A 22,643-nucleotide genomic window follows, 5' to 3' on the forward strand; every position below is an offset into this window, starting at 1 on the left:
GGATCAGGTCGACATAGTCCGCCGAGCGCACCTCGAGGGAAGCGCCGTAGCTCATCAGCCCGCCGACGTCGATGAAATAGTGAAAGGGATAGATCGCCGGCACGCGGTGCTGCGCGGCGGCCGTGACGATAGCGCGCCGGTTGATGACGAGGAAGGGGTCGACGAGCGCGATCATCCCGCCCGCGGGGGCACCGGCATAGCCGCGGATGGCCTGGTCGATTCCGGTTGCATCGTTGACCGGCACCGGCGTGACAGTCACGCCCATGGACGCGGCTTCGGATTCAATCGAGTCGAGAAAGAAGCGCCCGGCGCGCGGTGCGGTCGCGGGATTGAAGAGCACGCCGACGCGCTCGATGGCGGGAGCTGCTTCCCGCAGCAGCTGAAGCCATTTGCTGCCCATTTCGGCGGTACTGTTTGTGAAGCCGGTGACGTTGCCGCCGGGGCGCGCAAGACTCTCGACGAAGCCGTTGCCGACGGGATCGTTGGCAGTGGCAAACACGATCGGGATCGTCTTGGTGGCCGCCGTCAGAGCTGCGGTCTCGATCGTCGACGAGGTCAGGATCACGTCCGGTTTGAGTGCGAGGATTTCGCGGATCGCTGTTTCCTGCTGCGCCGGGCCGCCGAAGCTTGAACGGGTCTCATAGCGGACATTGACGCCTTCCACCCATCCGCGCTCGGTCATGCCCTGGATCAGAGCGCTCAGTCGCGAGGCCGCGCTCTCCGGTGCGCTCCGGTTGGTCAGGGGATCGCCGAGCGGCAACCCGATCAGGGAGGCGACGACGCGGACCCGGTCCGGCGATGCGCCGAGCGCAAGCCATCCTGCGGCCGATGCGCCGGCGAGGCGAATGAAGTTTCGGCGGTCGACCGCCTCCGGGGCGAGGGGACGCGCGGACTGCCCGGTCATGAAGTGGGTTGCACGATGGCCTGTTCCAGCCAGTGTGAATAGCGCGAAAGCGCCGTGATCACAAATGGTGAGGGATCGCACCTGTGAATGTTTGTTCGCAGCTATCGGGCGTGAGACCTCTGGCGTCTCGAAACAGCAGGCCGGGCCCGTTCAGACATGGAAGCGCATTCTCGCGACACGAGATTCTAGCGTACGATAAATCCGAATTCCGTCAAGATGAAATATTTGGGGTGGCGCGAATTGACCGGTGCTGGCGTGATATCTCATTTCGCGAAATCAACCCCATGCAAAGTAGAAACCGTAGCCCGGATGGAGCGCAGCGCAATCCGGATCGGAGCCCGCTGGACAAACCCCGGATTGCGCTGCGCTCCATCCGGGCTACAGGGCGGCCGGGCCGGCTTACCTGCCTCCGATCAAAGCGAACGTGCCTTCGGTTGCACGCCTTCCGGGATTCTGGTACGTTTGAGGTGCGTGCCTCATTTATCTTCCTTGCAGGCTGAAGTCGACGGCGCCGCGACCTCCGCTGATCCCGGAGCCGGGCCTTGATGCTTGGGGGGAGAAACAGGGCGGCATGCGTAAATGACAGGAAGAGTTGGCCGCGATCGACGGTCGACCGCTTAAAAGGGAGGGATGAATGAAGCGTCTCTTGGTTGCAGGTGTATCCGTTGCGTTCGCGGTCGCGCTGGGTCTCGGCTCGGCCAACGCGGCGGACAAGAAGGTTCTCGCCTTCGTCGTCAATGGCGCGTCCGACTTCTGGAAAATCGCTGAAGCCGGCGTGAAGAAGGCGCAGGGCGAACTGCCCAATTTCGACCTTCAGTTCAAATATCCGGAACAGGCCGCCGCCGCCGTCCAGCAGCGGGTAATGGACGACCTCGTCGCCGCAGGTGCCGCCGGCATCATGGTCAGTGCGGTCGATCCCAAGAACCAGACCGAGCAGTTGAACAAAGTCGCCTCGCAGACGGTACTGTTTACCACCGACAGCGACGCGCCGGCTTCGAAGCGGGTGGCCTATATCGGCTCGTCGAATACCGATCTCGGCAAGGACGCCGGCAAGCTGATGCTCAAGGCGCTGCCGAACGGCGGCAAGTGCGTCGGTTTCGTCGGTCTGCCCGGCGCCGACAATGCCCGCGAGCGCATCGAGGGCGTCAAGGAGACGATCAAGGGTTCGAAGGTCGAGCTCGTGGACGTCCGCGGCGACGAGATCGACCAGACCCGCGCCAAGCGCAATGTCGAGGACATCCTCGCCGCCATGCCGGACGTGAGCTGCCTGGTCGGCTTCTACTCCTACAACACGCCGCGCATCTACGAGGTGCTCAAGGAAGCCGGCAAGCTCGGCAAGATCCAGATCATCGGCTTCGATGAGGATCCGATCACGCTCGGCGGCGTCAAGGAAGGCAGCATCGCCGGCACCGTCGTCCAGCAGCCATTCGAGTGGGGCTATCAGGGTATGAAGCTGATGGCCGCTTACATCGGCGGCGACAAGTCGGGGATTCCAGCGAACGGCATCATCATCGTTCCCGGCAAGGTCATCGACAAGTCGAATGTCGACGACTTCATGGCCTCGATGAAAGCGATGCTCAAGAAGTAGGAGCCTCTGGTTCTACTGCGTCACAGGCGCTTGACCTCATCCCGAGAAGCCCGCGACAAGCGGGTGCCTCGAAGGACGGTCTCGGGCGGTTGTGACGCAGCGGGGCTAACTCTGCTCGCAGCCACCAATGCCTGAGCCGTTTCTCGAACTGGTCGACATCAGCAAGACCTATCCCGGCGTGGTCGCCCTCGACCACGTCGACCTCAAGGTCGCCCCGGGCGAGGTGATCGCGCTGATCGGCGAAAACGGCGCAGGCAAGTCGACCCTGATGCGCGTGCTTGGCGGCGTCGTCGAGCCGAGTGGCGGCCTCATCCGCGTGGACGGCGTCGAGCGGGGCTCGTTCACCGTGGCGGAGGCGATCCAGGCCGGCATCGCCTTCGTTCACCAGGAGCTCAACCTCTTCGACAATCTCGATGTCGCCGGCAACGTCTTCATCGGCCGCGAGCCGGTGCATGGCGGGCCGCTCAGGCTGATCGACCGCCAGGCGCTCTATGCGAAAGTGCGGCCGCTGCTCGAACGGCTCGGCGCCGATTTCGAGCCCGATGCGCCGCTCGCCGATCTGTCGCTCGCCCAGCGCCAGCTCGTCGAGATCATGAAGGCGCTCTCGCTCGATGCACGCCTCGTCATCATGGACGAGCCGACCTCGAGCCTGACCTTGACCGAGACGGGCCGCCTTATGCGCGTCATCGCGGGCCTCAAGGCTGACGGCGTCAGCATCATCTTCATCACGCACCGCCTCAACGAGGTGATGCAATGCGCCGATCGCGCGGTGGTGCTGCGCGACGGGCGGATGGTCGGCGCGCTGACCCGCGCGGAATTGTCGCCCGCGGCGATGATCCGTCTGATGATTGGACGTGATCTCAAATCGCTCTACGTTCCGCCGGCAGCTCCTCCCGGCGAGGCCGTGCTCGACATCGTCGAGGCCGTCACCGACACCTATCCGGAGCGCGCCGTCAGCCTGTCGGTGCGCCGCGGCGAGATTTTGGGGCTTGCGGGCCTCGTCGGCTCGGGGCGCACGGAACTCGCGCGGGCCATTTTCGGCGTCGATCCCCTGCGCGGCGGCGCGATCAGGCTGGACGGCGCGCCGATCCGGATTGCCAGCCCGCGCGCCGCGATCGAGCATGGCATTTATCTCGTCCCGGAGGACCGCAAGAGTTCCGGCCTCCTGCTCGACGTCTCGATCGCCGAGAACATCTCGCTGCCGGACCTATCGTCCTACCTGCGTTTCTGGCTCGTGAATACCGCGCGCGAGACCGAGAACGCCCGCCGCCAGCGCGAGCGCCTCAAGATCCGCGCGCCTGACGTCGAAACCGCCGTCGGCTCACTGTCCGGCGGCAACCAGCAGAAGGTCGTGCTCGCCAAATGGCTGTCGATGCGGCCGAAAGTCTTGATCTTCGACGAGCCGACGCGCGGTATCGACGTCGGTGCCAAGCAGGAGATCTACGACATGCTGCGCCGCCTGACCGATGCGGGCGTTGCGGTTCTGATGATCTCCAGCGACATGGAGGAGGTGATCGGGGTGAGCGACCGGATCGCGGTGATGCATGAGGGGGCGATCTCGGGTTTTCTTGATCGCAGCCAGTTCAGCGAGCACAATGTACTGCAACTGGCCGTCGGCCACACAATCTGAGGCGAGGGGACCTTGAACAAGAAAGATCTGAGCCTCCTGGTCCTGATCCTCGTGGTCGGCGCGGTCGTCACCTTCATCAACCCGCGCTTCCTGCTGGTCGGCAATCTCTCCAACACCGCCAACCAGGTCGGGATGTTCGGCATCTTCTCGATCGCTGAAGCCTTCGTCATCATCATCGGTGGGATCGAGCTGTCGGTCGGCTCGGTCATCGCGCTGTTAGGGGTGCTCTTCATCGATCTCATCGTCAATCACGACGTCAACTGGATGCTCGCCTTTGCCGCAATCATCGCCGGTGGGCTCGCGATCGGCCTCGTGCACGGCACGCTCGTCACCCGGATGCACATCCAGCCTTTCGTGGTGACACTATGCGGACTTCTGATTTATCGCGGCGCCGCGCGCTACTACACCGAGGACGCGACCGCCGGCTTCGGCTTCGGCGCGAGCTTTCCGACGCTGGAATGGCTGACGGCGGGGCGCACCAATGTGCTGGGCTTTCCCTTGCCGCACAGCGTGGTCGCGCTGTTCATCGTCGCTGCGGTCGCCTGGATATTGCTGCACCGTTCCGTGTTCGGCCGCTATCTCTACGCCGTCGGCAAGAACGAGGAAGCGGCGCGCTATTCCGGCATCCGCTCCGATCGCGTCGTGATTTCAGCCTACATCATCTGCGGCGGGCTGACCGCGTTCGCCGCGATCCTGATTGCGATGTACACCCGCTCGATCTCGCCGGCGGTGCATGGCTCCTTCTACGAGCTTTACGCCATTGCCGCCGCCGTGCTCGGTGGCTGCTCCTTACGTGGCGGCGAGGGCTCTATCATCGGCGTCGTTCTCGGCACCGTGCTGCTCCAGGTGCTGCAGAATCTCGTCAATCTCCTGGGCATTCCGAGCTCGCTGAATTTCGCCGTCATGGGCACGGTGATCCTGATCGGCGTGCTCGGCGACCAGTATCTCATGCAGCGCCGCCGCGCGACGACGGCGAAGGCGCGGCCGCAGGCGAACGTTGCAGCAGCGCCGCTGGAGCGCGCGAACGCGGAGTGAAATAGAGGTTAGTACTTCGCGTCCTCGAGGCCACAAAAGGGATCGACGGGACTGTTTCGGTTCCAGGGATGTCGTCCCATCAACAGGTCGACGACGGCGGCCTGCATCTCGTCGATCGTGCAATAGGCGTTGATGTAGACGGGCACGCGGGGCGCGTCATAGAGGTGATAGGGATAGCCGAACGAGATCATGATGGTCGGAATGTCGTGCCAATAGCGCCGCATGGCACCGACGAAATCGCCGCCAAGCCGAGCCCAATCGAGGAAAATGCGCCCACGCGTCAGCAACGTCTCTTCTCCAAGGAGATAGAGGACGAGATCGAAACTGGCCGGATCGACCGCGGGCTGTTGGGTGTGAAGCGTAATCTCGAATCCCTCCCTGGTCAGCATATCCGGCAGGCTGAATTCGTGCGGGGAGTCATGAAGCGGCGAGATGATTCCGCCGGATATCACCAGCACACGCCGATGCCGCGTCGGACTGATGGGCAGGAGGTCCAGAGTGTCCTTGACCAGGGTCGGCGCCCGCCGCAACGCCGCATCGGCGATGACCTTGTCGGAAGCCCGCGCGATCGCTCCGGTCGGCCGAACGCTTGCCATCTCGTGGAGACCGAGCGCCGCCTTCAGCGCGAGGACGCGCAGCACCGCGTTCTCGAACCGTTCGGCCGGCAGGCGACCATCTTCGACAGCCGCGCCCACCTCCGCCATGTCTTCCTCCGGCGCGCGCGAGAACAGGATCATGTCGCACCCGCCGGCGATGATCTGCGACTTGGCCGCGCGCATGCGGCACCAGGAAGTGAGGCCGGCCATTTCGCTGGCGTCGGAGACGATCAGGCCGTTGAAGCCGAGCTTGTGGCGAAGCAGCTCGACATTGAGCAGCCTGCTGATGGACGCCGGCCGGAAAGCCTCGACGCCCGGATCGGATAGCTGGCTCCTGACGAACGCAGGCAGCGCAATATGCGCGGACATGATCGAGAGGACGCCGGCGTCGATTGCAGCGCGATAGAGCCTGCCGAACGTCGCCTCCCACTGCTCCATGGAGAGCGGATTGATCGTGGTGAGCAGATGCTGGTCGCGGTCGTCGTAGCCTTCGCCGGGCCAATGCTTCGCGGTTGCGGCGATGCCATGCCTTTGCAGGACCTTGATGTGAGTCAGCGCATGGCGGCGGATCGTTTCGAGATCGGAGCCAAAGCTGCGCGTGCCGACGATCGAGCTGCGAAACGCGTGGTTGATGTCAATCACTGGCGCGAACGACCAGTTCACGCCGAGGGAGACAGCCTCCTCGGCAATGATGCGCGAGATATCCGCGGTCACCTCGGGGTCATCGATCGCCGCGAGTGCGAGCGGGTTCAGCACCTGGGTGCCGAACGGCAGGCTCATGCGCGAGCCCTCGAGATCGGCGCTGACCAGGAGCGGGATCGGTGCGGCCTTCTGCGCGGCCGCTAGTCGCGCGCGCTCGGCCTCGCCATCGGGACCGAAGTACCGCGTGATTCCGCCCGGTCGCAGTCGAGCCAGCCGGTCGAGCTCATCGGGATCGGTTCCGCGCGACAGAAGGTTGAAAAGCTGAGCCACTTTGTCTTGCAGGCTCAGCGCGCGATAGGTGGTCTCGACCCATCCAACTGCGCGGGCGTCGAGACCAAAGGGCGGACGAGAGAGAAAGGACGTATCCATATGCGGCCTCATCCCATCCTCGGCAGGGTGGATCGCTCGATCAGACCCAGCCGCCATCCACGACGTAATGCTGCGACGTGCAGGCTGAAGCTTCGTCGGAGGCGAGGAACAGCGCCACCTTCGCGATCTCGTCCGGCATCAGCTTGCGCTTCAAGCATTGGCGGCGCATCAATTCTTCCACGCCTTCCGGCGTCAGCCATTTCGTGAGCTGGCGCTCGGTCATGATCCAGCCCGGTGCAATCGCATTGACGCGGATGTTGTAGGGGCCGTAGTCGCGCGCGAGCGAGCGGGTGAGGCCGATCACGCCGGACTTGCTGGCGGTATAGGCGGCCATGCCGCCTTGTCCGGCCATCCAGGAGACCGAGCCGAAATTGATGATGGCGCCGGCGTTGGCCGCTTTCATGTCCGGCAGCACCGCCTGCGCCGCGAAGAACTGATGCTTCAGGTTCACGGCGATGCGGTCGTCCCAATATTCCGGCGTCACTTCCTCGGTCGGGTGCCGCTCATCATGCGCGGCGTTGTTGACGAGGACGTTGATCGGGCCGTGGGCCTTGCGGGCCTCCGCGATGCCGGCGCGCAGGGCCGCGATATCGGTGAGGTCGACGTGCCAAAAATGCGCAGCCAAGCCCTGGTCCGCAAGCTCGCGCGCCAGCCGGGTGCCGTCGTCCGCCTTGATATCGAAGAACACGACGACAGATTTTTGCTGCGCAAAGCGCCGCACGATGGCTTCGCCGATGCCGGACGCGCCGCCCGTGACGAGAACGACTTTGCCTGCAAGATCTGGATAAATGGCGGCCATGATGTCCTCGGGGCATTGGTGTCCGGGCGACGCTCGTCCGGCAAAACGACTCGTCGGAACCTTAGCCGCACGGTCGGTGAGGTGCATAGATCAGAATTTTAGTTGCGTACCTCAAAAAATGAGGGCAGCATTGCCGCAACGACATAAGCAAGACCAAAACAATAGTCGGGAGGAATGCTGATGAGGCTGCTCAGGAAGCTGGGACTCGCTGCTACCGCATGGCTGTTCGCGCAGGGCGCGGCGATGGCCGACACCACGGTGAAGTGGTTGCACATCGAGGCCAATCCCGCACAGGTCAAGATCTGGGAAGAGGTGGCGCGGGCCTATGAGGCCTCCCATCCCGGCGTCAAGGTCGAGATGCAGTTCCTCGAGAACGAGGCCTACAAGGCGAAGCTTCCGACCATTCTCCAGTCCAAGGACCGGCCCAACATCATCTACAGCTGGGCGGGCGGCGTGTTGAAGACGCAGATCGAAGCTGATGTCCTCGACGACATCACCGACCAGGTGAAGGGTTATTCCGATACCCTGACACCGGCGGCACTCGCAGCCTTCAGCAGGGATGGCCGCGTCTACGGCTTGCCGACGGCGCTGTCGCAGGTTGGCTTCCTCTACAACAAGGACCTGATGGCGAAGGCCAAAGTCGACCCCGCCTCCATCAAGACGTGGGACGATCTGCTTGCGGCGGTGAAGACGCTGAAAGCCGCCGGCGTGACGCCGATCGTCGTCGGCGGCGCCGACAAATGGCCGCTGCATTTCTACTGGACGCACCTTGCCGTGCGGATCGGCGGAAAGCCGGCCTTCGATGCCGCGCTGCGCGGCGAGAACGGCGGCTTTGCCGGCGAGACGTTCCAGAAATCCGGCGAGCTGTTCAAGCAGCTCGTGGACCTTCAGCCGTTCCAGAACGGCTTCCTCGGCTTCAAGAATCCGCAAGCCGTGGGCTATTTCGGCGACGGCAAGGCTGCGATGACGCTCGCCATCAGCACCGTGTATCACCTCCAGCGCGCGCTTGCTGCCGACAAGGTGGGCCTCGGCGAGGACAAGATCGGCTGGTTCGATTTCCCGGTGGTGCCCGGTGGCAAGGGCGCGCCGTCGGATACGCTCGGCGGCATCACCGGCTGGCTCGTCACCAAGGGCTCGCCGAAGGAGGCGGTCGACTTCCTCAAATACTTCGTCTCGAAGGATGTGCAGACGCGCCTTGCGGCCGGCAACTACATCATTCCCGTGGTAAAGGGCGCCGAGGCCGGGCTCAACAACGCGTTCATGAAGCGCATCGCGGACAACCTCGCGAAATCGAACTACCACCAGAACTTCTATGATCAGAGCCTCGGTCCCTCCGTCGGTCGCGTCGTCAACGACGTCACGGCCGAGATTGCAGGCGGCAGCATGAGCCCGCAGGACGCGGCCAAGGCGATCGAGGCGGCCTGGAAGCAGGGCAACTGACCGTGGCGCGGCGGATCGCAAGCTCGCCGGCGCTCGGCGTCGCAGAGCCCGCGCTCGCGCCGATCGCGGTGCGCGGTCCGAGCTGGGATGGCCGGCTCACCGTGCTCGTGCTGTTCCTTCCGCCGGCGCTGCTGTTGTTCACCCTGTTCGTCGTGCTGCCGATCGGGGAAGCGGCCTGGTATTCCGGCTTCAATTGGAACGGTTTTGGCCGGCCGACCAACTGGATCGGGCTCGACAATTACCGCTTCGTGCTCCAGACGCGCGCCTTCTGGCTTGCGCTGCGCAACAACGGCCTGATCATCGCGGTTTCGCTGCTCGTCCAGTTGCCGCTGGCGCTGACGCTAGCCCTCATGCTCGCCGAGCGATTCCGCGGCGCGGTCGCGCTGCGCATGCTGTTTTTCATGCCTTACATCCTCGCCGAGATCGCGACCGGGCTGATCTTCTCGTTCGTTTATGACGGCGATTACGGCCTCGTCGCCTCGATCTGGCGCGCCTTCGGTAGCGAAGCCCCGCATCTGCTGGCCTCGACCGACACCGCGATGCTGGCGGTGCTGATCGTGATCGTCTGGAAGTATTTTGGTTTCCACATGATGCTGTTCATCGCTGCGCTTCAGGGCCTCGACAAGAGCCTGATCGAGGCGGCGCGCATCGATGGAGCGACGCGCTCGCAAACGCTGCGCCACGTCGTGATTCCCTTGCTCTATCCGACCATTCGCCTCTCGGTATTCTTCGCCATCATAGGATCGTTGCAGCTGTTCGACCTGGTGATGCCGTTGACGCGTGGAGGGCCGGCGGATTCCTCGAATACGATGGTCAGCTTCCTCTACAACAACGGCATCTCGCGCATGCGGGTCGGCTTTGGCAGCGCCATCGGCGTCATCCTGTTCATGACCTGCGTCACCTTCGCGTTCACCTACAAGCGATGGTTCATGCGCGATGAGTAACGTCGAGATCACCCGCGCGCGGTTCGATCCCGCCATGCTGTACAAGGCGCTGTTCCTCGGCCTGGTCGCGATCTTCGTCGCGGTGCCGCTGCTTGCGACCGTGCTCGGCGGCTTCAAGACGCTCGGCGAATTGCGCGTCAATCCGTTCGGTCTGCCGCGGCACTGGGAATGGCAGAACTACGCCGACATCCTGTTCTCGCAGCGCTACTGGCAGCTCCTGCGCAACTCACTCATCATTTCGACGCTGACGGTGACGCTCACCCTGATCGTCGCGTCGATGGCGGCATTCACCTTCGCCCATGTCCGGTTCTTCGGCAGCTCGATGTTGCTGAGCTATTTGACGCTCGGACTGTTGTTTCCGGCCGCAACCGCCGTGCTGCCGCTGTTCATCAAGGTGCGCGATCTCGGGTTGCTCGATACCTATCTCGGCGTCGTTCTGCCGCAGGTCGCGTTCAGCCTCGCCATGAGCATCCTGCTGCTCAGGCGCTTTTTCAAGGACATCCCCTACGAGCTGCTCGAGGCGGCGCTGGTCGATGGTTGCAGCTACATCAAATTCTTCCGCTACGTGACGCTGCCGCTGTCGCGGCCGATCCTGGCCACCGTCGGCACCATCACCTTCGTCAATAGTTGGAACGCCTATTTGTTGCCGCTGGTCATGCTCAACACCGATGCGCTGTATCCGTGGCCGCTCGGCATCATGGTTTACCAGGGCGAATATTCGTCGGAGTGGCACCTGATTCTCGCCTTCATCACCCTGACCATCCTGCCGACGATCATCCTCTTCCTCTTGGCGCAGAAGCACATCGTCGCCGGTCTCACCGCAGGCGCAGTCAAGGGATGAACGACACCTCACGGAGACAAGAATGAGAAAAGTCGGCATCGGCATCATCGGTTGCGGCAATATCAGCACCGCGTATCTCAAGGCGGCACAACGCTTCCCGGTTCTCGACATTCGTGCGCTCGCAGACATGCGCAGCGATGCGGCGGAAAAGCGGGGGGCCGAGTTCGGCCTGCCCGCGATGCGCGTCGACCGGCTGCTCAAGCGCGACGATATCGAGATCGTGATCAATCTCACGGTGCCGCTCGCCCACACCGACGTCAGCCTCGCGGTGCTGAACGCGGGAAAGCACGTCCATTCCGAGAAGCCGTTGGGTGTCAACCTGGCCGAGGCGCGGAAGGTAATGGATCTCGCCGCGCAAAAGAACCTGCGCGTCGGCTGCGCACCCGACACCTTCCTCGGCGGCGGCCACCAGACCGCGCGCAAGCTGATCGACGACGGCGCCATCGGCACGCCCGTCGCGGGCAGCGCGTTCTTCATGTGCCCGGGGCACGAACGCTGGCATCCGGCACCCGGCTTCTATTACTTGCGCGGCGGCGGGCCGATGCTGGACATGGGGCCATACTACATCACCGACCTCGTGCAACTGCTCGGACCCGTCGCGAGCGTGATGGGTTCGACCGCGCGGCCGAAATCCGAGCGTCTCGTGACCAGCCAGCCGTTGAACGGCCAGATGGTCCCGGTCGAGGTCGCAACCCACGTGGCGGGCACGCTGGAATTCGAAAGCGGCGCGGTGGTCTCAATTGCCATGAGCTTTGACGTGCCGAAGCACCGACATGCGCCGATCGAGATCTACGGCGACAAGGGCAGCATGCTGGTCCCTGATCCCAACCGCTTCGGCGGAGAGGTGCAGGTGGCGAAGACCGGCGGCGAGTGGGAGACCGTGGCGCCAACCCACGGCCATGTCGAAGGTGAATTCCGCTCGATCGGCGTTGCCGATATGGCGACCGCCATCGTCACCAACAGGCCGCACCGCGCCAGCGGCGCGCTCGCCTTCCACGTGCTCGAGGCGATGGAAGCGTTCCAGACCTCTGCCGATGAGGGGCGCCGCGTCAAAATCGAGAGCCGCGTCGAACGGCCGGCGATGTTGCCGGCCGGACGTGAGACCGGACAGATCGACTGAGGATCATGACAATGCGCAAGGCAATGATTGTATGGGGTGGCTGGCCGGGACACGATCCTGATCTCTGCGCCTCGATGATACGAGGCTGGCTGAAGCAGGAAGGCTTCGAGGTCCGCATCGAGACCACGACGGCGGCGTTCGCCGATCCCGCGATCCACGATCTTTCGCTGATCATTCCGATCTACACCATGTCGAAGATCGAGAAGCCGGAGGCGCTCAACCTCTGCGCGGCCGTGCGCGGCGGCGTCGGACTCGCGGGTCATCATGGTGGCATGTGCGACGCCTTCCGGGAGTCTGTCGATTATCAATTCCTCTGCGGCGGCCAGTGGGTTGCCCATCCCGGCAACATCATCGACTACAGGGTCGACTTGACGAAGCCGGATGACCCCATCATGAAGGGCCTGACGGGCTTTGAGCATCGATCCGAGCAGTATTACATGCATGTCGACCCTGCCAACGAGGTGCTGGCCACGACGACGTTTTCTGGCGACCACGCGCCCTGGATCGAGGGCGTGGTGATGCCCGTGGTCTGGAAGAAACGCTATGGCGAGGGCAGGGTGTTCTATTCCTCGCTCGGCCACCGCGCCTATGAACTCGATGTGCCCGAGATCAGGACCATGATGATCCGCGGCATGTTGTGGGCCGCGCGCGGATGACGGGCGGCGAGACACATCCGGCCATGCGTGCGACGCTGGAAGACGTCGCGCGCATGGCCGGCGTGTCGCTCGCAACGGTCGATCGCGTCGTCAACCGCCGCGAAGGCGTGCGTGCCAAGACGGTGGCGCGCGTGGAGGCGGCGGTCGCAAAGCTTGGCTACCGCGCCGATGTCGCCGCCGCGCGGCTCGCGCGTGGCCAGACATTTCGCTTCGCCTTCATACTGCCGACCGGCAGCAACAGCTTCATGACCAACTTGACCGAGCAAGTGCAGCGCACGGCTGAATGGCTCGCCAGCCAGCGCGGATTCATCGATATCCTGCACGTCGACGTGTTCGATCCGGACGTGCTGGCCCGCACCCTGGAAGAACTGTCGCCGGCCTATCACGGTGTCGCCGTCATCGCGCTCGATCATCCGCGCGTGCGCGCGGCGATCGACGATCTGGCAGCTCGCGGCGTCGCCGTCGTCACGCTGGTCTCGGACGCGTTGAGCGCGCGTCGCCTGCATTATGTCGGCATCGACAATCCGGCTGCGGGTCGCACGGCTGCAACTCTGATGGGACGTTTCCTCTCGGGACGCAAAGGCAGCGTGGCCGTCATCGCAGGCTCGCTGTCGCTGCGCGATCACTCCGAGAGACAATTCGGCTTCCACCAGATTCTAACGAGCGAATATCCGGATCTGGTCGCGCTGCCGGTGCTGGAGGGGCGCGATGACAGCGAGCGCACGCGCGTGCTGACGGCGGAGCTCTTGTCGCGACGATCCGATCTGCTCGGCATCTATTCCTGTGGCGCAGGCAATCGGGGCATCGCCGAGGTGTTGGAAGCCTCTGGCCGCGCCCGCGACGTCGTTTGGATCGCCCACGAGCTCACCCAGCACACGCAGCGCTTTCTGGTGCGCGGCACCATCGACGCGATCATCAACCAGGATCCGGGCCACGAGGCGCGCTCCGCCGCGCGGGTCCTGCTCGCGCATTGCTCGGGCGAGCCCATCAGCGCCGATCAGGAGCGCATCCGCATCGATATCTTCCTGCGGGATAATCTGCCGTGACCTAAAGCGCGATGAAATTGGGATGAACCGTCATCGCGCTTTAGGTTGTTGTTTGCTCATGATCTTTTCGGAAAACCGCTGCGCACTTTTCCGGATCATGCTTTAGCGCCTCAGCGTCGGATGGTGACGTCAGTCGACGGCCGCCGGTGCTCCCAATCGGCCCGCTCGAGCTCGGGACGATCGAGTTCGGCCTCGGGGTAGCCGATGCAGAGATAGCCGATGAATTTCCAGGTCTCCGGGACCTCGAGAATCTCGCGCACGCGGGCGGGATTGAGGATCGATACCCAGCCGATCCCGATGCCGTCCGCGCGCGCGGCGAGCCAGGCCGAGACGATCGCCGCGACGACCGAATAGTCGAGTGTCTCCGGCATCGTCGCGCGCCCAAGGCCGTGTCCGGTCTCGCAGGCTTTTTCTGAAAACACCGCCAGATGCCCCGGCGCCTCTTCGAGGCCGGCGAGCTTGAGCGTGGCATAGCGTGCGGCGCGCTCGCCGGAATAGGCTTGGAGCGCATCGGCATTGCAGGTCTTGAAGTCGTCGATGACAGCGCGACGCCGCGCCGGATCCTCGACGATGACAAAGCGCCAGGGCTGGCTGAGACCGACCGATGGCGAGAGACAAGCGATGTCGATCAGCCGCTCCAGCGTGCCCTCGGGCAGCGGATCTCTGCGGAAGCGCCGTACGTCGCGGCGCCAGACGAAGAGCTCGCGCAACTGCCGGCGGAAATCGTCGTCGAAGGAGACCATCAGGAGGCCGCGTGAAACAGCGAGGCGGCCATCAGCAGGATGGCGGTCTCGGCGACTTGCTCGTAAGCACCGAGTATATCACCGGTCTGCCCGCCGAGCTGCCTGATCGCGAGCCAGGCGGTCAGCAGGCCGAGAAAGGCGAGCAGGATCACGGCAAGGATCGCCTTGCCCGGCCCGAAGCCGATCGCGAGCACGATGGCACCAAGGCCGAGCGCGATGGCGGCGTTCGGTCCGGCCGGCCGGCCGGCGCCGGCGGACAATCCATCGTTGCGCGCCGGCGGCACCAGCGCCATGAACAGCGGCAGGCCCGCGCGCGCGGCGACATGCGCGAGCAGGAGCGCGATCAGGACCGAGCGCGGCGCGGCAATGGCCGCGAGCGCGCTCCAGCGCAGCGTCAGCGAGATGATGAGCGCGCACACGCCAAAACTGCCGATGCGGCTGTCGCGCATGATCTCGAGCTTTCGCGCGCGCGTGGAACCGCCGAGGCCGTCGGCGGCGTCGGCGAGGCCATCCTCGTGCAATGCGCCGGTGACGACGATCATACTTGCAAGCGCCAGCATTGCGGCCGGCGCCGCTGTTACCCCGATCGCGTAAGCGCTTCCGTACACGGCAGCACCGAGGAGAGCGACCCAAACTCCTGCGACCGGCAGTGTCCAGCCCGCGCGCGCAATGTCACCTTCTCCGACCGGCGTCGACGGGCCGAGCGGCAGGATGGTGGCGAGCGACAGGCCGATCCGCAAATCCTTGACGATGGTGGCGAGTTGCTTGAGGAGGGTCATGGCCTCACTTGACCTTCATCGGCAGGCCCGAAACCACGAACTCGACCTCGTCGGCGACTTCGGCGACGGCCTGGTTCAAAAGGCCGGCGGCGTCGCGAAAACTGCGCGCCAGCGCATTGTCCGGCACGATACCGAGGCCGACCTCGTTGGTCACGAGGATCACCGGACTCTGTTGCCTGCGAAGTGCGGCGGCGAGCAGCGCCGTTTCGTTGGACCAGTCGCGTTCGGCATGGAGCAAGTTGGAGAGCCACAGCGTCAGGCAGTCGACCAGCCGCGCGCCGCCGCCGTCGGTCGCATCGAGCGCCGCCACGAGATCGAGTGGCGTCTCGCGCTCGATCCACTCATCGCCGCGGCGGGCGCGGTGGCGGGCGATCCGCTCCGCCATCTCCACATCCAGCGCCTCCGCGGTCGCGATGTAGACGGGCCGGCCGGAAAAGCTCCGGGCGCGCGCCTCGGCGCGCCGGCTTTTCCCGGACCTCGCCCCTCCCGTGATCAGGACAACCGCCATGAAACCTCCGTTCTGACCCGCACTAATCACCAATCAGGCGCAAAGACAAAGCCGAAATCGGCGGGCAGGGGCTTGCGCTGTGCCCCAATTCTTGCGCATCAGGACGGGTGAGAAGGAGATCTGACGTGGGCTTTGCCGGCGCGATGGCGGTTGCGATGACGGTGGATGCCATCTGGGGATGGCCCGCCGCATTGTTTGCGCGCATCGGCCATCCCGTGACCTGGATCGGCAGGCTGATCGCTCTGCTCGATGGCAACTGGAACAGACCGGCGGATGCGCCTGCAACGCGGCGCATGGCCGGCGTTGCCGCCGCACTGCTGGTGATCACGCTGTGCGCCGGCATCGGTTGGCTGGTGCAAAGCTGGCTCGTTTCCGAATGGGGCCGCGCCGTTCTGCTCGGCATTTTGGCCTGGCCGCTGGTTGCCCTGCGCTCGCTCCACGATCACGTCGCCGCCGTCGCGCAGCCATTGCAGTCGGGCGACATCGACACGGCGCGGCTTGCGGTCGCGCAAATCGTCGGCCGCGATCCCGCGTCTCTGGACGAAGCGGGGATATCGCGTGCGGCGCTGGAGAGCCTTGCGGAGAACGCCTCCGACGGTATCGTGGCGCCGGTGTTTTGGGGCGCGCTGCTCGGCCTGCCCGGCATCTTTGGCTACAAGGCGATCAACACGCTGGATTCCATGATCGGCCATCGCTCCGAGCGCCACCTCTGGTTCGGCTGGGCGGCCGCGCGCATCGACGACGTCGCCAATTTCATCCCGGCGCGGCTGACGGGCCTGTTGTTCGCGCTGGTGACCGCGAAACCCTCAACGGCCTTGTCCTGCATGTCGCGCGATGCGAACCGTCATCGCTCGCCCAATGCCGGCTGGCCGGAAGCGGCAATGGCGGGCGCGCTTGGCGTGCGCCTGAGCGGCCCACGCAGCTATCATGGCACCCTGACCGACGAGCCCTGGCTGAACGCGGGCGCGCGCGATCCGCTTGGCGCTGATGTCCGCTTGGGCCTGAAGCTCTATATTCGCGCGATGCTGCTGCTTGGCGGCTTGCTCGCAGCATTGGCATTGGTCTGAGGGCGGCGATGCGCGAGCATGGTGGCAATCTCGACTCCGCGATGCAGCGGTTCGGCGGCCGCATCGAGGACTGGATCGATCTGTCGACCGGCATCAACCGGCAGCCTTATCCCGTGGGCGAGATTGAGCAGCGCGCATGGAGTGCGCTGCCGTCGCGGTCCGAGATCGAAGCGCTGCAGGAAGCGGCGCGGCAGGCGTATGCGACGAGGGCGCCGCTGCTCGCCATGGCCGGCGCGCAGGCCGCGATCCAGTGCCTGCCGGCTTTGTCGCGCAGGGGCCGGGCATGCATTCTCGCGCCGACCTACAACGAATACGCTGCAGTGCTTTCTTCCGCCGGCTGGGACGTTGCCGAGGTGTCCAATCTCGACGCGCTCGCGGGCGCCGATCTCGCCGTCGTCGTCAATCCCAACAATCCCGACGGTCGGCACCATGAGCGAGCTGACCTCCTCGCACTGCTGCCGCGCGTTGGCCACCTCGTGATCGACGAAAGCTTTGCCGATGCGCTGCCCGAACTCTCGCTCGCGCCTGAAGCGGGGCAGGGCGGTTTTCTGATCCTGCGCTCGTTCGGCAAGTTCTATGGGCTGGCCGGCTTGCGGCTCGGCTTCGTGCTCGGCGCGGAAGCAGACATTGCAGCGCTCTCGGCGATGGCAGGGCCGTGGCCGGTTTCGGGTGCCGCGATAGCCGTCGGTCGGCGCGCGTTGCTGGATCGCGAATGGGCCAAGGCGACGACATCGCGGCTCGAACGCGACTGCGTACGGCTCGATACGGCGGCGACGGCGCAAGGATGGCGGCTGATCGGTGGCACGCCGCTGTTCCGGCTCTACGATGCCGGTGATGCGCTTGCTGCACAGGACAAGCTCGCGCGCAGCAAGATCTGGTCGCGCGTCTTCAGCGCGCGGCCGGGCTGGCTGCGCCTCGGGCTGCCGGGCGATGAGGCGGAATGGTCGCGCCTTGAATCGGCGCTCGCGGGCTGACGCTCAGCGCGCCAGCGTGAGCAGGCCTTCGACGTCGAGATGCGCCTCGATGTGATCGGCGAGCGCGTCGAGCGCGCTCTCCACCCGGGCGTGATAGGGCTGATCGGCCGAGGGAATGTCGAGCTGCGCGAGGAACGCCTTACGGAAACCGTCCGACGTGAACAGGCCGTGCAGATAGCTGCCGTGCACGCGCCCATCGCCGGAGATCGCGCCTTCCGGCGCGCCGTCGAGCATTGCGAAGGGACGCGCGCGATCCAGCCCTTCGGTGCGGCCGATGTGAATTTCGTAGGCGTCGATGGGCTCGCTGGTTCCGGCATGGCGCGCGGTGACGCGCGTGAGCGTCTTTTGCGGCGACATCACCGTCGTCACATCGAGAAGGCCAAGACCTGCCGTCTCTCCGGCTGGGCCCTCGATGCCTTCGGGATCATCCACGCTGTGACCGAGCATCTGATAGCCGCCACAGACACCCAGCACATGGCCGCCACGGCGGTGATGCGCGAGGAGATCGATGTCCCAGCCTTGCGCGCGCAAGAAGGCGAGGTCGCCGCGCGTTGATTTCGAGCCGGGAATGATGACGAGCCGCGCGTCTCCGGGAATCGCCTCGCCCGGGCGGACCATCACGAGGTCAACGTTGGGCTCGACCTTGAGCGGATCGAGATCGTCGAAATTGGCGATCCGCGATAGCGCCAGAAACGCGATCTTGCTTTTGCCGGGCTTCCGCGCCTCGCCCAATCCCAGTGCATCCTCGGCCGGCAACTCGCCGGCGCGCGCGAACCAGGGCAGCACGCCAAAACCGCGCCAGGATGTCCTGTCCTGGATCAGGCGGTAGCCGTCATCGAACAGCGTGGGATCGCCGCGAAACTTGTTGATGATGAACCCCTGGATCATCGCGGCATCGTCAGGATCGATTACGGCCTTGATGCCGACGAGTTGCGCGATGACGCCGCCGCGGTCGATGTCGCCGATCAGCACGACGGGCACATCGGCTTTCCGCGCAAAGCCCATATTGGCGATGTCGGCCTTGCGCAGATTGACCTCGGCCGGGCTGCCGGCGCCTTCGACCAGCACGAGATCGGTGCGCGCCTTCAGCCGTTCGAAGCTTTCGAGCACGGCGCCCATCAGCGAAGGCTTCATCGCGGCGTAGTCGCGGGCGCGTGCGGTCGCGATGCGCTTGCCCTGCACGATGATTTGCGCTCCGACATCGGTCTCGGGCTTGAGCAGCACCGGATTCATGTCGGTGTGCGGCTCGACGCCGGCGGCGAGCGCCTGGAGCGCCTGCGCACGGCCGATCTCGCCGCCGTCGACGGTGACGGCCGCATTGTTCGACATGTTCTGCGGCTTGAACGGGAGCACGCGCAGGCCGCGGCGCTTTGCGGCACGCGCAAGGCCCGCGGCGACGAGCGACTTGCCCACGTCCGAGCCCGCTCCCTGGATCATCAATGCGCGCGCCATCGAAGTCTCAGAACTCGACGCCCGCTTGCGCCTTGATGCCGGAGCGGAACGGATGTTTCACCAGCGTCATCTCGGTGACGAGATCGGCGATCTCGATCAGCTCGTCCTTGGCGTTGCGCCCGGTGAGGACGACATGCGTCAGCGGTGGCTTCTGCGTTTTCAGGAAATCGACGACCTCGGCGATATCGAGATAGTCGTAGCGCAGCGCGATGTTGATCTCGTCGAGCACGACCATGCGCAGGCGTTCGTCCGATATCAGCTCCTTCGCCTTCTCCCAGCCGGCGCGCGCGGCGGCGATGTCCCGGGCGCGGTCCTGCGTCTCCCAGGTAAAGCCTTCGCCCATGGCGTGGAACTGGCAGAGATCGCCAAAATGCCCGGTGAGCAGCCGCCGCTCGCCGGTATCCCACGCGCCCTTGATGAACTGGACGACCGCGCAAGGGAAGCCATGTGCGACACAGCGAACGATCATTCCGAAAGCGGAGGAGGACTTGCCCTTGCCCGCGCCGGTATGGACGATGATCAGTCCCTTTTCGCCGCTCTTGGTCGCCATGATCTTGTCGCGGGCGACCTTGATTTTCGCCATTTTCGCAGCATGCCGGGCGTCGGTGTTGTCCACCGCTGGGGTATCCGGTTCAGGCGTCATCTGAAATGGTCCTTCGGCTTGACAAGTGGCGGCCATGGGCAAATGGTGGGCCAGCGTTGGTTCCTGTCCTACGACAGGCGAAGAGGGAATGCGATAGGGCTCGTATCGGCAAGATTCGTGTTCGAAAAGCAGCCGCCCCCGCGACCGTGACCGGAGAGATGCCCGAAGCCACTGATCCCATGGGGGATCGGGAAGGCGGGGATCGAAGGGAAAAACCCTGCTCCGCAAGCCGGGAGACCTGCCAGCGCCAATGTTTTTGGACCGGCGGACGGGGTGTTCCGCGACGGGGAAACGGACCCTCTCTCGAGCGGTTCGTGCGCCTCATCGCCTCCCGCAGATATCCTGGAAGGGGCGATGGCCGTTACACTTCACGTTTGCATCACCTGCCGCGCCGGGCAGACACTCGGCGAAGGCGAAACCACGCCCGGCGCACGGCTGCATGCCGCGATTCTCGACGCCGGCGTGCCCGAAGGCGTCAACCTGGTTCCCGTCGAATGCCTGTCGGCCTGTAGCCAGGGCTGCTCGGTAGCTCTCAGCGCGCCCGGTCGATGGTCCTATGTCTATGGCCGCCTGTCGGATGCCAATGCGAACGACGTGATCGCAGGCGCTTCGGCCTACGCCGCAGCGCCCGACGGCATCGTGCCATGGCGCAGCCGTCCCGAAATCTTCCGCAAGCAATCGCTTGCCCGCATTCCCCCCATCGCCGTCGTGCCGGAGGCCGCCGAATGAACACGCTCGCAAAAGTCCCGGTCACGGTCGTCACGGGTTTTCTGGGATCAGGCAAGACGACGCTGATCCAGCATCTGATCAGCAATGCCAACGGCAAGAAGCTCGCGGTGCTCGTCAACGAGTTCGGCAGTGAAGGTGTCGACGGCCAGATCCTGAGATCCTGTGCCGATGCCAATTGCCCTGAGGAAAACATCGTCGAGCTCGCCAATGGCTGCATCTGCTGCACCGTGGCCGACGATTTCATTCCAGCGATGGAACAACTGCTCGCGCGCCAGGTGAGGCCGGATCACATCCTGATCGAGACGTCGGGGCTGGCCTTGCCGAAGCCGCTGCTGAAGGCGTTCGACTGGCCGGAAATCCGCTCGCGGATCACGGTCGATGGCGTGATTGCGCTGGCCGACGCCGAGGCGGTCGCAGCCGGACGCTTCGCGCCGGACCCGGATGCGGTGGAAGCGCAGCGCGCGGCGGATGAGAATCTCGATCACGAGACGCCGCTGTCGGAGGTGTTCGAGGACCAGATCGCCTGCGCCGATATCGTGCTCCTGACCAAGGCCGACCTCGCAGGTGCGGCAGGCCTCGAAGCAGCCAAGGCGGCGATCGCAGCGGAGATGCCGCGTCCGGTGCCTATGCTCCCCGTGGTCGACGGCGCGGTCGATCTGCGCGTCATCCTCGGCCTTGAAGCGGCGGCCGAAGACGATCTCGCCGCGCGCCCATCGCATCACGACGGCGAGGACGAGCACGAGCACAACGATTTCAACTCCGTCGTGATCGATCTGCCTGAGGTCGTCGACGTCGAGGCGCTGATCGCCTCGGTGCAGCGGCTGGCGCGCGAGCAGAACGTGTTGCGTGCAAAAGGCTATATCGCGGTCAAGGGTAAGCCTATGCGGCTGTTGCTGCAATCGGTCGGCGAGCGGGTTCGGCACCAGTTCGATCAGCCCTGGGGCGCGTCTCCCCGGCAATCGAAGCTGGTCGTGATCGGCGAGCATGGCGATATCGACGAGGCGGCGATCAAGGCAGGGCTTGGCATTTAAGGACTCGGCATCTGATGCACGTCGTTTTCCGCGAGAGCCGTGGTCTGGAGGAGACCGCGACGCCAAGGGACATCGGGCAGGACCCGGCCGATCTCGTGGTGCTCTCGTTCTCGGATTCCGATCTCGCCGCGTTCGCTGCCGGCTGGCGGCGAGGGCGCGCTGGCCTGCCGTCGCTGCGGCTCGCCAATCTCGCCGAGCTGCGTCATCCGCTGTCGATCGACACTTATATCGAGCGGACGCTGTCGCAAGCGCGCGGCATTCTGGTGCGCCTGATCGGCGGCGAGTCCTATTGGGCCTATGGGCTCGCGGCCCTGCATCAACTGGCGAAAGACCGCGGAATCGCGCTTGCCGTGTTGCCGGCGGATGGTCGCGACGATGAACGGCTGGATGCGTTCTCGACGTTGCCGGTCTCGACGCTCAGACGGCTCAAGGTGCTCTGCGACAAGGGCGGACCGGTTGCCGCACAAGCCGCGATCGCGCAGCTTGGGCTGGCCTCGGGTCTCTATGCGGGGCCCGTCGTTGGTGAGATCGAGGTCCCCGAGATCGGTTTCTACGAGCCGGGGCGCGGTGTTGTCGGGGCATTGCCCGATCCTGACGGAAAACCTCGCGCGTTCGTGACCTTCTACCGCTCGTATCTTACGGCCGCGGACACGGCGCCGGTCGATGCGCTGATCGCCGCGCTGAGGCAGAAGGGATTTGATGCCCACGGCGTGTTCGTGACGTCATTGAAGGCACCTGACGTCGCCGACTGGTTGCACGCGCAATTTGCGCGGCATCCGCCGGCGGCCATCGTCAATGCGACCGCGTTCTCCGCAGCTGGCGACGACGGCGCGACGCCGTTCGATGCTGCATCGTGTCCGGTCTTCCAGGTCGCACTCTCCACGGCACGGCGCGAGGACTGGGCCGAATCGCTCCGCGGGCTTTCGCCGGGCGATCTCGCGATGCACGTCGTGCTGCCGGAGGTCGACGGCCGCGTGTTCGCGGGGGTGGTGAGCTTCAAGTCGGCCGGCGAGCGCGATCCTGATTTGCAGTTTTCGCACCTTGCCC

General features: G+C 64.9%; 22 protein-coding genes and 1 riboswitch. Of the genes, 14 read left to right on the forward strand and 8 right to left on the reverse strand.

The window, feature by feature from the left end:
* The coding region (locus Q3C01_RS42610) for an ABC transporter substrate-binding protein (RefSeq protein ID WP_458151312.1) at nt 1-904 on the reverse strand (904 nt) is incomplete at its 3' end.
* A gap of 634 nt (nt 905-1,538) precedes the next feature.
* Between Q3C01_RS42610 and Q3C01_RS42615 the strand changes: the two genes are divergently transcribed.
* The 3 genes from Q3C01_RS42615 to Q3C01_RS42625 all read left to right on the forward strand — a co-directional run bounded on the left by Q3C01_RS42615 (nt 1,539) and on the right by Q3C01_RS42625 (nt 5,157).
* Nucleotides 1,539-2,492: a sugar-binding protein gene (locus tag Q3C01_RS42615; protein WP_458151313.1), complete on the forward strand. Its 954-nt coding sequence runs from the start codon at nt 1,539-1,541 to the stop codon at nt 2,490-2,492.
* Between the two features lie 127 nt (nt 2,493-2,619).
* On the forward strand, nt 2,620-4,122 hold the full coding sequence (locus tag Q3C01_RS42620; RefSeq protein ID WP_458151314.1) for a sugar ABC transporter ATP-binding protein: 1,503 nt from the start codon (nt 2,620-2,622) through the stop codon (nt 4,120-4,122).
* A gap of 12 nt (nt 4,123-4,134) precedes the next feature.
* Nucleotides 4,135-5,157, forward strand: coding sequence for an ABC transporter permease (locus Q3C01_RS42625; RefSeq protein WP_458151315.1), 1,023 nt, complete (start codon nt 4,135-4,137; stop codon nt 5,155-5,157).
* Nucleotides 5,158-5,165: 8 nt separating this feature from the next.
* On the opposite strand, the gene Q3C01_RS42630 is transcribed toward Q3C01_RS42625, so the two are convergent.
* Both Q3C01_RS42630 and Q3C01_RS42635 read right to left on the reverse strand, forming a co-directional pair.
* The gene (locus tag Q3C01_RS42630) at nt 5,166-6,824 is read right to left on the reverse strand and encodes a glycoside hydrolase family 3 protein (RefSeq protein WP_458151316.1); all 1,659 of its coding nucleotides are present in this window, start codon (nt 6,822-6,824) and stop codon (nt 5,166-5,168) included.
* Nucleotides 6,825-6,864: 40 nt separating this feature from the next.
* Complete coding sequence (locus Q3C01_RS42635; RefSeq protein WP_458151317.1) at nt 6,865-7,623, reverse strand: SDR family NAD(P)-dependent oxidoreductase; 759 nt, start codon at nt 7,621-7,623, stop codon at nt 6,865-6,867.
* A gap of 180 nt (nt 7,624-7,803) precedes the next feature.
* Between Q3C01_RS42635 and Q3C01_RS42640 the strand changes: the two genes are divergently transcribed.
* The 6 genes from Q3C01_RS42640 to Q3C01_RS42665 are packed head-to-tail and all read left to right on the forward strand — an operon-like array spanning nt 7,804 to nt 13,670.
* Nucleotides 7,804-9,063, forward strand: coding sequence for an ABC transporter substrate-binding protein (locus Q3C01_RS42640; RefSeq protein WP_458151318.1), 1,260 nt, complete (start codon nt 7,804-7,806; stop codon nt 9,061-9,063).
* A 2-nt stretch (nt 9,064-9,065) separates the two neighbouring features.
* Nucleotides 9,066-10,007, forward strand: coding sequence for a carbohydrate ABC transporter permease (locus tag Q3C01_RS42645; RefSeq protein WP_458151319.1), 942 nt, complete (start codon nt 9,066-9,068; stop codon nt 10,005-10,007).
* Nucleotides 10,000-10,848, forward strand: coding sequence for a carbohydrate ABC transporter permease (locus Q3C01_RS42650; RefSeq protein ID WP_458151320.1), 849 nt, complete (start codon nt 10,000-10,002; stop codon nt 10,846-10,848). The genes Q3C01_RS42645 and Q3C01_RS42650 overlap by 8 nt, the downstream gene beginning before the upstream one ends.
* A gap of 22 nt (nt 10,849-10,870) precedes the next feature.
* A complete protein-coding gene (locus tag Q3C01_RS42655) occupies nt 10,871-11,968 on the forward strand; it encodes a Gfo/Idh/MocA family protein (protein WP_458151321.1) in 1,098 nt (365 codons plus the stop codon).
* A gap of 11 nt (nt 11,969-11,979) precedes the next feature.
* Entirely contained in the window at nt 11,980-12,624 is a 645-nt protein-coding gene (locus tag Q3C01_RS42660) for a ThuA domain-containing protein (RefSeq protein ID WP_458151322.1), read from the forward strand.
* On the forward strand, nt 12,621-13,670 hold the full coding sequence (locus Q3C01_RS42665) for a LacI family DNA-binding transcriptional regulator (RefSeq protein ID WP_458151323.1): 1,050 nt from the start codon (nt 12,621-12,623) through the stop codon (nt 13,668-13,670). The genes Q3C01_RS42660 and Q3C01_RS42665 overlap by 4 nt, the downstream gene beginning before the upstream one ends.
* 110 nt (nt 13,671-13,780) lie before the next feature.
* Here the strand turns inward: Q3C01_RS42665 and bluB are convergent, their stop codons facing one another.
* From bluB to cobU, 3 genes are read right to left on the reverse strand one after another with little or no spacing between them, the layout of a single operon-like run.
* A complete protein-coding gene (bluB, locus tag Q3C01_RS42670; protein ID WP_458151324.1) occupies nt 13,781-14,413 on the reverse strand; it encodes a 5,6-dimethylbenzimidazole synthase in 633 nt (210 codons plus the stop codon).
* Nucleotides 14,413-15,192: an adenosylcobinamide-GDP ribazoletransferase gene (locus tag Q3C01_RS42675; protein ID WP_458151325.1), complete on the reverse strand. Its 780-nt coding sequence runs from the start codon at nt 15,190-15,192 to the stop codon at nt 14,413-14,415. The genes bluB and Q3C01_RS42675 overlap by 1 nt, the downstream gene beginning before the upstream one ends.
* 4 nt (nt 15,193-15,196) lie before the next feature.
* The gene (gene cobU, locus Q3C01_RS42680) at nt 15,197-15,700 is read right to left on the reverse strand and encodes a bifunctional adenosylcobinamide kinase/adenosylcobinamide-phosphate guanylyltransferase (protein ID WP_458151326.1); all 504 of its coding nucleotides are present in this window, start codon (nt 15,698-15,700) and stop codon (nt 15,197-15,199) included.
* A gap of 125 nt (nt 15,701-15,825) precedes the next feature.
* Between cobU and cbiB the strand changes: the two genes are divergently transcribed.
* Nucleotides 15,826-16,767 (forward strand): adenosylcobinamide-phosphate synthase CbiB, encoded by a 942-nt coding sequence (cbiB, locus tag Q3C01_RS42685; RefSeq protein ID WP_458151327.1) that lies wholly within the window; start codon nt 15,826-15,828, stop codon nt 16,765-16,767.
* Nucleotides 16,768-16,775: 8 nt separating this feature from the next.
* Nucleotides 16,776-17,741 (forward strand): threonine-phosphate decarboxylase CobD, encoded by a 966-nt coding sequence (gene cobD, locus Q3C01_RS42690; protein ID WP_458151328.1) that lies wholly within the window; start codon nt 16,776-16,778, stop codon nt 17,739-17,741.
* Between the two features lie 3 nt (nt 17,742-17,744).
* Here the strand turns inward: cobD and Q3C01_RS42695 are convergent, their stop codons facing one another.
* Together Q3C01_RS42695 and cobO are read right to left on the reverse strand one after the other, a co-directional pair.
* On the reverse strand, nt 17,745-19,193 hold the full coding sequence (locus Q3C01_RS42695; protein WP_458151329.1) for a cobyric acid synthase: 1,449 nt from the start codon (nt 19,191-19,193) through the stop codon (nt 17,745-17,747).
* 7 nt (nt 19,194-19,200) lie between these two features.
* On the reverse strand, nt 19,201-19,836 hold the full coding sequence (cobO, locus tag Q3C01_RS42700; RefSeq protein WP_458151330.1) for a cob(I)yrinic acid a,c-diamide adenosyltransferase: 636 nt from the start codon (nt 19,834-19,836) through the stop codon (nt 19,201-19,203).
* Between the two features lie 40 nt (nt 19,837-19,876).
* Nucleotides 19,877-20,096: riboswitch (cobalamin riboswitch) on the forward strand.
* A gap of 94 nt (nt 20,097-20,190) precedes the next feature.
* Between cobO and Q3C01_RS42705 the strand changes: the two genes are divergently transcribed.
* From Q3C01_RS42705 to Q3C01_RS42715, 3 genes are all read left to right on the forward strand, one after another.
* Entirely contained in the window at nt 20,191-20,565 is a 375-nt protein-coding gene (locus tag Q3C01_RS42705) for a DUF1636 family protein (RefSeq protein ID WP_458151331.1), read from the forward strand.
* Nucleotides 20,562-21,596: a cobalamin biosynthesis protein CobW gene (gene cobW / locus Q3C01_RS42710; RefSeq protein ID WP_458151332.1), complete on the forward strand. Its 1,035-nt coding sequence runs from the start codon at nt 20,562-20,564 to the stop codon at nt 21,594-21,596. The genes Q3C01_RS42705 and cobW overlap by 4 nt, the downstream gene beginning before the upstream one ends.
* 14 nt (nt 21,597-21,610) lie before the next feature.
* On the forward strand, nt 21,611-22,643 hold a 1,033-nt coding region (locus tag Q3C01_RS42715; protein WP_458151333.1), incomplete at its 3' end, for a cobaltochelatase subunit CobN.

Source organism: Bradyrhizobium sp. UFLA05-109 (genome assembly GCF_054185165.1).